This is a genomic window from Pseudomonas sp. JL2, assembly GCF_031570495.1.
In the GTDB taxonomy this organism is placed as follows: domain Bacteria; phylum Pseudomonadota; class Gammaproteobacteria; order Pseudomonadales; family Pseudomonadaceae; genus Aquipseudomonas; species Aquipseudomonas rhizophila.
In genome coordinates this window covers 133,036-143,501 of sequence record NZ_JAKUDH010000018.1, presented here as the reverse complement: position 1 = coordinate 143,501, position 10,466 = coordinate 133,036, and the positions used below count along the sequence as shown (strand labels likewise).

At 49.4% G+C, this 10,466-nt stretch carries 11 protein-coding genes and 1 pseudogene; 7 read left to right on the top strand and 5 right to left on the bottom strand.

The annotated features are described in order from the left end of the window. Nucleotides 1-516: 516 nt before the first annotated feature. The 5 genes and pseudogenes from MKS85_RS21295 to MKS85_RS21275 form a co-directional block, all read right to left on the bottom strand. Nucleotides 517-1,761, bottom strand: a complete 1,245-nt coding sequence (locus MKS85_RS21295; RefSeq protein ID WP_310663127.1) for a serine hydrolase — start codon at nt 1,759-1,761, stop codon at nt 517-519. Nucleotides 1,762-2,083: 322 nt separating this feature from the next. Beyond that, nucleotides 2,084-2,206 (bottom strand): hypothetical protein, encoded by a 123-nt coding sequence (locus MKS85_RS21290; protein WP_262927075.1) that lies wholly within the window; start codon nt 2,204-2,206, stop codon nt 2,084-2,086. 55 nt (nt 2,207-2,261) lie between these two features. Further along, nucleotides 2,262-2,606 (bottom strand): hypothetical protein, encoded by a 345-nt coding sequence (locus tag MKS85_RS21285; protein ID WP_188251358.1) that lies wholly within the window; start codon nt 2,604-2,606, stop codon nt 2,262-2,264. A gap of 179 nt (nt 2,607-2,785) precedes the next feature. After that, nucleotides 2,786-3,805 (bottom strand): hypothetical protein, encoded by a 1,020-nt coding sequence (locus MKS85_RS21280; protein ID WP_188251359.1) that lies wholly within the window; start codon nt 3,803-3,805, stop codon nt 2,786-2,788. A 331-nt stretch (nt 3,806-4,136) separates the two neighbouring features. Further along, nucleotides 4,137-4,679: pseudogene (locus MKS85_RS21275) on the bottom strand (NlpC/P60 family protein); the annotation flags it as partial. Between the two features lie 418 nt (nt 4,680-5,097). On the opposite strand from MKS85_RS21275, the gene MKS85_RS21270 reads away from it, so the two are divergent. The 7 genes from MKS85_RS21270 to MKS85_RS21240 all read left to right on the top strand — a co-directional run bounded on the left by MKS85_RS21270 (nt 5,098) and on the right by MKS85_RS21240 (nt 10,309). Further along, nucleotides 5,098-5,385 (top strand): antitoxin, encoded by a 288-nt coding sequence (locus MKS85_RS21270; RefSeq protein ID WP_076383935.1) that lies wholly within the window; start codon nt 5,098-5,100, stop codon nt 5,383-5,385. A 251-nt stretch (nt 5,386-5,636) separates the two neighbouring features. Continuing rightward, nucleotides 5,637-6,593 carry a site-specific integrase gene (locus tag MKS85_RS21265; protein ID WP_310663126.1) on the top strand — a complete coding sequence of 319 codons (957 nt, stop codon included), beginning with the start codon at nt 5,637-5,639 and terminating at the stop codon, nt 6,591-6,593. Nucleotides 6,594-6,867: 274 nt separating this feature from the next. Continuing rightward, entirely contained in the window at nt 6,868-7,167 is a 300-nt protein-coding gene (locus MKS85_RS21260; RefSeq protein ID WP_310663125.1) for a hypothetical protein, read from the top strand. 9 nt (nt 7,168-7,176) lie between these two features. After that, nucleotides 7,177-7,587: a hypothetical protein gene (locus tag MKS85_RS21255; RefSeq protein WP_310663124.1), complete on the top strand. Its 411-nt coding sequence runs from the start codon at nt 7,177-7,179 to the stop codon at nt 7,585-7,587. Beyond that, on the top strand, nt 7,587-7,874 hold the full coding sequence (locus MKS85_RS21250) for a hypothetical protein (protein WP_310663123.1): 288 nt from the start codon (nt 7,587-7,589) through the stop codon (nt 7,872-7,874). The genes MKS85_RS21255 and MKS85_RS21250 overlap by 1 nt, the downstream gene beginning before the upstream one ends. Continuing rightward, nucleotides 7,861-9,324 (top strand): DEAD/DEAH box helicase family protein, encoded by a 1,464-nt coding sequence (locus tag MKS85_RS21245; protein ID WP_310663122.1) that lies wholly within the window; start codon nt 7,861-7,863, stop codon nt 9,322-9,324. Before MKS85_RS21250 ends, MKS85_RS21245 begins: the two co-directional genes overlap by 14 nt. A 634-nt stretch (nt 9,325-9,958) precedes the next feature. Continuing rightward, a complete protein-coding gene (locus MKS85_RS21240; RefSeq protein WP_310663121.1) occupies nt 9,959-10,309 on the top strand; it encodes a hypothetical protein in 351 nt (116 codons plus the stop codon). Nucleotides 10,310-10,466: the final 157 nt, after the last annotated feature.

The following is a 10,466-nucleotide window of genomic DNA, read 5'->3' as shown; positions in this document are numbered from 1 at the left end:
TCTCGCCTAAATGGGTGTCCGGTTTCATTAGACCACTACACATCAATCCTAAAGTCCCACCAGTCTTCACTTGGCACAGCCTTAAGACCGTACTCCCGCCCGGCCTTCAGATTAACGTCCCGAAAAATCGATCTAGTCGCGCGCGTCCCCGTCCACTTCTTTACTTCCAGGCGATGGTTTCCTGGGGACAAGCGATATTCGGTCCGCTGCGTATACAAAGCATATAGGGTATCTGCTCCATCTACGCTGGCAATAGTGAGCGTCTTCTCTATCGCCCGAATACCTGCTGTATGGGAGTTTGGCAACCCCTCCGCCGCTTTCTCAGTGTAAGACTTACAACCAGCCGCCATAGCTATAACCATAGCGAAACCGAGGATCTTGAACCCGCGCTTGAACTGCATAAACCGACCCGTACTCCATTCGTGGATTGCGCTATTCAACCCCACCCACCACAAAACTGCCAGCATGGCGCTATCACCACGGAGCCAGTGATTAGTCGGCTCACCGACGCGCGAATTACTTCAACGCAGCTACCACGGCATCGAAGAACACCATCGGGTCGATCGGCTCTTTGTCAACCGGCTTGGGCTGGGCACCGAAGGTGACAATCACCACGTTATTGGCAGGGTTGACGTAGATGTTCTGGCCCTGGATACCGACCGCCGAATAGGCGCCGTCTTTCACCGATGGCTCGGTCCACGCCGTCCACCACATGTAACCGTAATCCAGGGACTTACCGCCTTTGAGGCTGGTCGGCAGCGTCGCCTCCTTGACCCAGCCTTCGGGCAGAATCGACGTGCCATTGATCTTGCCGCCGTTCATGAAAAACAGCCCGAAGCGTCCATAATCGCGCAGCGTGGCGCTGATACCGCTGCCACCGATTTCCACGCCATCAGGCGAATCGAGCCACCACCGGGCATCACTCTCCATACCGAACGGCTGCCAGATCTTCTGCGATAGATAATCGGCCAGCGGCATCTTCACAGCGCCACGGACGATCTCGCCGAGTACCTGCGTTTCGCCAGTACTGTAAGTGTTGGCCGTGCCGGGCTCGGCCGCTCGGGGCAAACTTGCCATCAAGGCCATGGCCGAACGCGGTTTCTGCGATATCTGAGCTTTGAGTAGCGCGCGACGATCGGACGCCGGATCGGTGTAGGTCTCGTTCCACTTCACGCCCGAAGACATCATCAGCACGTTGCGCACGGTCACACCTTCATAGGCGCTGCCCTTGAGCTCGGGAACGTAATCCACCACTTGCGCATCAAGACCCTTGATAAGGCCGTCTTTGATCGCTGCAGCCGCCAGCGTGGAGGTGATGGACTTGGCTATCGACATCGACATCCATCGGGTTTTCTCGGTGTTGCCACGCTGGTAGGTCTCGAACACGATCTTGCCGTCCTTGAGCACGAGCATCGCCGTAATGCTGTCCAGTGCGACGAAGTCATACAGGTCGTACTTTTTGTCCCCGACAGTGAAGCGAACGTTGGGCAACTGTTTGTCTGATTTCGGCAGCGCATACGGGTGATCGCTGGCTTTAATCCTGTGGGTGGGGAACAGCCGGTCGATGTTGCGGTAGGTACTGACCGCCAGATCGGGGAGCATTGCGCCGTCATAGATCTGCTCCACGGTGCCAATCGGTTCCTGGGCGTGGGGATAATCCTCAGCCCATGCGTCCGAGGTGATACCCGCAGCGAGCAGACCGAGCGAGAGAAGCAGCGAGCGACCAGGCGAAGCCGCACGAAAAATAGCGGATGAGTGCATAACCTATCCTTTTTTTGCTTTGCTATTCACGCACGTTAAGGCACGCGCCCGCTTGAACCATAGCCTACTCATTGGAATCGCGCCCGAGCTGAAGGACGATGCTGTTTGCGTCTCGTCAGGGATAAAGAATTGCGTGCAACTCAACGTCAACTACAGACAGACACGAGTTCTGGCATAGGGGCTAAAAGAGGACAGATTTACNCGAGCTGAAGGACGATGCTGTTTGCGTCTCGTCAGGGATAAAGAATTGCGTGCAACTCAACGTCAACTACAGACAGACACGAGTTCTGGCATAGGGGCTAAAAGAGGACAGATTTACTTTCTAGCCGGCTGCCAGTTGATCCAAGCGAATCCATTCGATGAAAACTCTCAGCGCAGCGAAGTAAAAATAAATCTGTCCCTTTTCTGCAGATCTTGCGTGAGAGGTAGCGATGATGGCTGACATGATTTCTCCGGGCATAAAAAAACCGCCCTGAGGCGGCTTGATGTTGTTGTTCGCTTTACAGGCAGCTTTTCACCGCCAGTTCCATATCGCTACGCCCATAACCTGGCGCCCAAGCCATACGCTGGTACAGCTGTACCGAGCTGCCTTTCGGTGTCTTTCTGACGCTCAGTAACTCGTCCGTCAGATTGTTGCTAGCCGCGATCAGCCGATAGCCATGCTCCGTCTCGGACATAGAAACATCGCTGCGGGCGTCCTGCCACCGTGGAAATACGCACAGCGCATAACGCTTAGGGTCTTTATCGGTACTGGCCAAAATGCTCGGAGCTTTCAACTCAAGGTCGCCGGGAGATACACACCCCACCAACATCGATACCGCCAGCACTCCTAGGATAAATTTCATGCAAGTCACTCCTGTGGGAACGGATGCAGAATATCACTGGGAACGAAAAAGCCGGCGCCGGACTAGACGGTGCAGTCCAAACACCCCAACTATTTTGATTTACGAGCCTTGTATTCTATTATCACCTCTGTTTGCTCAAGGTCTATGCAAGAATCGACCGTAAAAACGACCAGATACACTTAGGTATCGATTTGTCGCCCATCGCCAACAAACGTTGCATCTATTATGTACTGGTACAGCTGTTTAGGGATTTCGAGCTGAAACGCAGACTGATAAAGCTTTTTATTACGCTGGTAGTTCTCTTGCTCTTTTCCAGCGGTCAAAACTTTAGGGTTTGCCCAGTGCCCGGAGTTATTATACTCCCGTTTCTCAGCATTTCTTCCAATGCTAGCCTTTAGGTGTCCAAGCTGCATCGCGTCACCAAGATTCTTAAATTCCGCCTTGTGCCCCTGAGAAATGGAGTCATCGATTGATTTAAAGTACAGGTCGCGCATTTGCTTTCTTATCACATCTTTTTCCGTCGGGTTATTTACACTGGGATCCGGCGAGTCAGCAATTGAAACAGCAATAACTTCAGGCACCATATCAACCCCATTATAATTTACTCTTAAGCCGAAGTCCTTGAACAGACTCTCCGTATCCCTTTTTAGCGCATACAACCCGCTACCAGAGTCATTGAAATCCAAAATAACGATCGTATTGAACAGCTTTTGCGGATCTTTTTGGATCTTACTCTTCAGGTACTGAATAAATTGGGACTGAGGAGCCACGAACTTAAAATGAAATTTCCGGCCTCCATCTTCAATCACCTTATCCCCCTTATCAAGTTTGCTGTCCGCTGTTAAAATAGAGACTCGATACGGCTCCACCCCACTTACGTCAACAGTTACAACATTGCAGTTCAACCTCAGCAATGCCCATTTGAGAATTTTTGGCGAGGCACCGGGGACTACAAACTTACTTGTTGGGTATTTTATTTTTAGAAGATTTGCCAGCTCGTACGCCTCCCTAAAATAACTGAATGTCGCAATTCTAAACTTCGCCCCTAACGCAATCCTTTCTCCTTTACTCAGCTCACCATCTTCTATGTGTACCCAAGCAGTTCCAGAATCGAGTGGAACTGGAAACCTATTTAGCTTAGAGATTGATTTAGCCAAGCGAAACTCTGAACGCGCCACATTATAAACGATGAATTTCATAGATCACGCTCCATATTGATCCTACTGAGACCACCAACAAAACCAATTATCACGATTGAAAGTCATAAATCTTCTTTGAACAACACCATGCTGTGCCGTCTAATATTTATTTCCATTTCTTAAATCTAGCTAATCATCTTGGCACCTGCACTGCTGACAAGAGTAGTCGGTCCTAGTTGACGTTCAAGGCAAACGCATCAATTAGCTTTAACTCTGAGTCATTGATTTTTTTAGCATTAAGAGCCAGATACTGACGACTTCATGGCTCCAGGGCTTCCCGGCACGAAACGCTGATTGGTCCGCACGCCCACAGCCCTGTCGGATCACGTGGCTAATTCGTTTGGCTGTGCCGGAGTATCAGGAGTGTTCGGTCAAGCCATGGCCCGCCGAAGACGATGATTTCGCTCGGGCGCCCATACAGGTGGTGCAACATAAAAGACCCGGGGCCGAAGGCCTCGGCGTCTTCGCCAGGCAGCCCCGGGTCAGCACCGAGGAAAATCCCGGCATGGTTCGGGTGAGCCGTCCGGCCAACCTCCGTCACGATCATGTCGCCGCGCTGTGGCTGGTCGACGCGGTAGAAGCCGGCGGCCTCGTAGTTCACCTCGTACAGGCTGGTGTTGTCCTTGCTCTCCCACCAGCCGTCGGCGCGCTTGAAAGCTCCGAACTCAAGCCCCTACTCGCGCTTGTACCAGTCGGCGCAGACCTGCCAGCAGTCCCAGGCACCGTGGACGAAGGGGCGCTTCAGCAATGGCGTCTCGCCGGCGGGTACCACCGTCCGCAAGTCGCCCTCCGGCAAGCTCAGGATGTGCCAGGGCATGACCGTCGCCTCGCACATTGCCAGGTCGCGTGGTGACGGTCGGCTTGTGGCGTCCGGAAAAAAGGGGACAGATTTATTTTCTAGCCGGCTGCCAGTTGATCCAAGCGAATCCATTCGATGAAAACCCTCAGCGCAGCGAAGTAAAAATAAATCTGTCCCCTTTTCTACTGCGGATTGATGTCAGCGCAAGCGGTAGACAATCGGACCGAGTCCTTGCTTTTAGAAACTGAGACCTACAAAAAGCGGGCGACTCATAAGTCGCCCGCTTTTGACATAAATCAGCAAGGATGAAAAATAAGCGTCGGGATGCTCACTGGTGAAGAAGGTAGCGGAGCAAATACGCCAGCGGCATACGCACGACGGACTGATCGATGTCCCGTGGTTTGACTGGACTTGGGCCTCGCATGGAGATTCTGGGCGGTGGTCACTCCTGAATAAAAAGACCAGAATAAAGACCTATTCAGGAGTCATATCCATGCAAAATATTCTGGCCGATGTGGCCGTCAGCGTATCTGAACTCATGAAGAACCCATCTTCCGCCTTGAGCAGCACCAATGGCTTACCTGTGGCCGTGCTGAACCACAACCGCGTTGTGGGCTACATGGTCCCGGCGAATGTCTATGAGGCGATGGTCGAGCGCCTGGACGAACTGGAACTCGTACACCTGGTCAAGGCACGTCTCGACGCCAACGAAACACCTGTTCGAGTATCTCTCGACGATCTGATTGGCGAGGCCGAAGCAGATATCGCCAATGGCCGTTGAGTAGCGAAAAAGCCCGCGTATCGGCTATCAGTGGCTTCCACTATAACAAGCCTCCCCAAACCCCAGGCGCAAAAAAGGGCCAACCTCTCGGTTGACCCTTCTAGACCGCCCAGCAGAGCGGATTTTGTTTGGTAGGCGCGATTGGACTCGAACCAACGACCCCCACCATGTCAAGAGCCACCATGCTAGGCGTAGAGCTACGAAGCTCAAGGCCCTAAGAGAACGCCCATTCACATCATGAGGCGTCAACAATGGCTAACATTCGCTCCCTACCGTCAGGAAACTGGAATGCTCAGGTCCGCCTGAAAGGGAAACCTGCCCAGTCTAAAACCTTCCCTACTCAAGCACTGGCCCAAGCATGGGCTGACCAGCTTGAGGCTGTCACTAAAGAACACCAGACACATACGCTCTACACCTTGGGCATGACCTACTGCGAAACCTTGCTCAAGGGTAAGGGTAGCTATGACCATGCAATCAAGATCGTTGATCAGCTCTACGCTGCATTCCCCCAGTCAATTCATGACATCACCCCTCAGCTAGTCAATGACTTCAAGCTGAAGCGTCTACAGACGGTCAAGCCCGCTACCTGTCGTATTCAGTTAGCGTTCATGTCCCGTTTCTTCAGGTTCGCTAAGCGTGGCCTGCTAATCGACATACACAACCCCGTAAGTGACATAGCCCTACCTAAGCCAGACAAATCTAGCGACAAGGTAATCAGTGTTGGCGAGCTTAGACAATTGCTCAACAAGCTATCCCCCACCATGAGCCTCATTGTAGAGCTTGCCTATGAAACCGCTATGAGACGATCAGAAATACTCAAGCTCACAACTCACTGCCTACACCTGGAGGAACGAATTGCGGATGTGATTGATGGGAAGAACGGCACTAGGTCTGTGCCCCTAACCATCAGAGCCGTAGAGTTACTTAAAGAGGCTCAGCGTCTGGCATTAGCAGACCGAGCACATAAAGGAAGACTCTTCACTGTAACGCCTCATAGCGTCTCTCAGGCTGTCAGGTTAGCAAGGAACAAAGCAGGCCTAGACGACAGCGTTAGGCTTCATCAGCTCAGACATACACGCATCACCAACGTAGCCAAGAAAGGATTTAACAACGCCCAGATAATGATTGTGTCGGGACATAGGGATACAAGGTCTGTAGCTAGATACTCCCACTTGAATGCTAAGGACGTTCTTCATCTGATTGATTAAAGACCCTGTAAGCACATAGGAGCGACGATAACCAATCAGCCGATACAGCCAGTCATACAGCCTTATAGCCCCTTCACGGGGGCTCATAGCTTCATTGAGTAATGGGATGATGAGTAGCGAGAGTTACCCTTAGAAAATATTTTGCCGTGCCCGTGTAGACCTTCACCCTCGAAAATCAGTATAGGTAGTAGAGGCGTTAATTTTCCACCTGATAAACACCCACTCCTTGAGTCTGAGGAAACGGGTTGTGCCTGTCGTTTGAAAAAGAAACGCCATGACCAAAGTAATCGAGCGAGAGAAAACTATGACTATCACACTGGAAGAGATTATTGCTGTCCAGCACCAAGCATTAAATACGCTACCACGAAAGATTATCTATCTGATGATCCGTAATGGTGAAGACGTTACAGGATGGGCCACAATTTCTAGAGGTTCATTCTCTAGCGCAACTGCACTACCACGCCGAAGCGTTGACTACGTAATAAAGCACCTAATGAGCGTTGGCCTAATTGAAAGACGTAAATCAGCAGAACATGTTAATGCCACCTATCAATATCGTGCAATCGAAGCTTAAGGAATCATTATGAAAACAATAACTATGTCTGACGTTAACGAGCTTGCTCGCCGCACTGGTAATACTCCTATGGGAGTCCTTACGGAATTGATTGAACAGGGCTATCAGCTAACAGAGGAAGCACCTCTACCAAAGGGTAAACCTCTTAGCTCTGCAAAGGACGCTCTCTCACAATGGAAGGAATCTAAACAGCGTGTAGCTAACGAACTCTATCAAGCGGACCCTCTTGTACGTCAGCTAATAGACGCCGATAACGCATCTAAAAGCTTCGCATCACAGTCTCCCAAAACCATCCTTCAGCGTGATGAACAAGGCAAGGTTACAGGTACATCCAAGAGCATGCTCACAGGTGCCACCATGAAAGAGCAAGCTGAGCTAATGGCTGCTATCCGCGCCACTTACAAACAAGGAGAAAACTAATGGGTAATACCTATCTAACAGAAGCAGAGCAACGAGCGTTACAAGAGCGACGTTCTGAGTTAGGAGCGATGGACTGTAGTATCGAGCAGAAGAACCGGCTCATCACAGGTGTTCGTGACTACAAATTTGTGGAATATGGGATGAGCCAGTATGGCTACTATAAAGTCCTGAATATCAAGGGGAACAAAATCCCTCACGAGCTAACAGGTAACTTCACTCATCCGAGCTACATTATCAAGCTAGTAGACAGCCTACTTAAAGAAGGAAAACTGATTGATCCCAAGTGACGCAAGGATTATATACGTAGCAGAAGCTACACCGGGTACAGGCAAGACAGAACAATTCATCAAAGAGCTAGATTCTGACCCTTATAAACGCTACCTGTATGCCGTACCTACCAAGGTGCTGTCAAAGGATGTCGTTAAGCGTATCCAGGCCATTGGAATAAATCACATTTGCGTAATCAATAGTGACACCCACAAGCATGTCACTGACACCGTAGAATGCACGCTGCTTGAAGATGAACCTAAGGTCCTTATCATCACGCATAAGACCTTACTAGACATTGATCCATGCTACCTGCAAGATTGGATTGTGGTCATTGATGAAGTCCCATCGGTCGCTAACAATCTCACCCGAGATATTGGCGATCACGCCTACACTAACTTCCTAGAGAAATTCATTGAGATTGATAACGTCTCGACCAAAGCATCTATCAAACTAGGAATGACCAAGGAAGCAAGAGCAATCTATTCAGATGTAATAGATGACAAGGGAATGTCAACCATTACTACTTGCCTAGGGGCACTACTCAGGGGCAAAGCAGATGTATTCATCAAGGAGTATCTCAGCAAGAAGGAAAGCAAATGGAAATGGCAAGTTAGGGTGATTGACTACTTTGACTTAAGCGGGATCTATGAGCACGCCTCTGAAACACATATCCTTGGAGCCAACGTCACAGGCACCCTTGCCTATCAGCATGCCCTCACCAAGGGCTATACCACTGCAGCGTCAAAATTCACACCGGAATACAGACGCTATAAATTCGAGAGCTACATCTATCCATTGATTGGTGGTAGTAAGGTTAGCAAGACCATGCTTCTTACGCTTCCTGATGGTGCTGTAGCTGAAGAGTGGAGCGATAAGGTATATGGGCATTCGCTGTTACGTGACGCTATAGAATTCGTACAAGGTGAACCCCTCCTTGTACAGGCTCATGAATGGTGTAAGTATCCTTTCGAGGATCACCCTAATGTAATACGTATTCCCTTTGATGCGAGGGGATTGAATGGATACTCAGACGTACACAATACGCTGTCACTAATCCACGGCAACCCTAATCCTATTGACGACCAGAACAACTCTGAGATGCTAGAGAAAATGGCTATCTCTTCAGCAATAGGCAAGCACGCCCTGCGCAATGAACGCTATAGAGAACTAATATTTCAAGCTGCAACACGCAGCAGTATTAGGACATTTAGCAATGATAGACCTACTGTTCACTTTGTACCTACAGAGGAATCAGCACGCCATCTAGCATTCGATCTTAGGGGCAATCACCTAATCCTAAAAGACCTTACTCGACCAGCACCTAACACTCGCTCCCGAAGCAAGCTAGAAGATAATATTCTCACTGCTAAAGCACTAGCCTCTGAAGGTCTTTCTCTCAGGAAGATTGCATCAGTCATGAATGTTAGCAAAAGTATCGTATCCAAATGGCTTCAAACTGCTAACTGACAGCTCGAACTGTCCACTTTCTCTTAGAGTATCTTTAAGGGATTGTGGACACTTTACACTTAACAATAAAATCAAAAGCAAAAGCAACGTCGGCACAGCCGACAAAGAGCACGCATTAAAGAGAGAATCAAAAGCAGAGCACCTACTAGTAATCCGCTCTTGATCTTTCTTATTTGCGTATGCCACTACGTGGCGTGCTCTTGCTCTTGCTTCTGTCACGCAGTGACGTTAAGACTACACCCATCAATGGATAACCACATGTTAGATACAGACACCATTAGAATACCTAGCGTTACTTCATTCACCTTCAAAAATATAATTCTTCGCAGGGGCTTAGCTAAGGAGATTATTGCTAAGCGCAATGACCATCAAGCGTTATACAACCTATCTCTTACTCATCGCATCACCCTACAAGCCGTAGGCTATATATCCCGATGCAGACTTAAGGGTATTGAGGAAGCACCTGCTATTAGACCGTGACCTACCTCCTAACTCTCTTGCTATGCCTTCAGTACACTCAGCTATTAATCTTACAGATAATGCAGAACTACAGCGTTCTAGCCATAGCCCTAAATATCATCTGCTATTCACTCACTCTAGCAATCACAATCCAACATACAAGACCGAGAGCACCATGAACCTTACAGACAAAGACAAGACCGAATACATTGAGACCAATTCACACTGCGACCTGGCTAAACGCTTAGGCGTAACCATGCTCACCTTAGACATTTACGCTGAAGAACAAGGATGGAAGGAGGAACACCGTATCTACTGGCATGATAAGTCCATTGAGATATTGAAACAGGAGTTAGTCAACGGAAACATAGCAGCGGTTAAGGAAATGCTTAAGGTAACTGGTAGCGTAAGACCAGTAGGACGCCCAAGGAAAGCAGATGTAGAGCGTGAAGTGGCGATTAGCAAGCGCATTGCTGACGAATATGAAGCTGACGTACAGAGACTCAGCCTTATAGGCGGCAAATAGAATAATTATTTATTAAAACAGAAGGGGTGTAATGACCTTTAGGATCATTGACCAGATTCAAAATGGTGAGGAATGGACATAGCTAGGGCATAGAGAGCATTACGCTCTGTTTCTAGGAGATTCCTAGATGCCCCTTTGGGGTGCTCAATGCGTTACC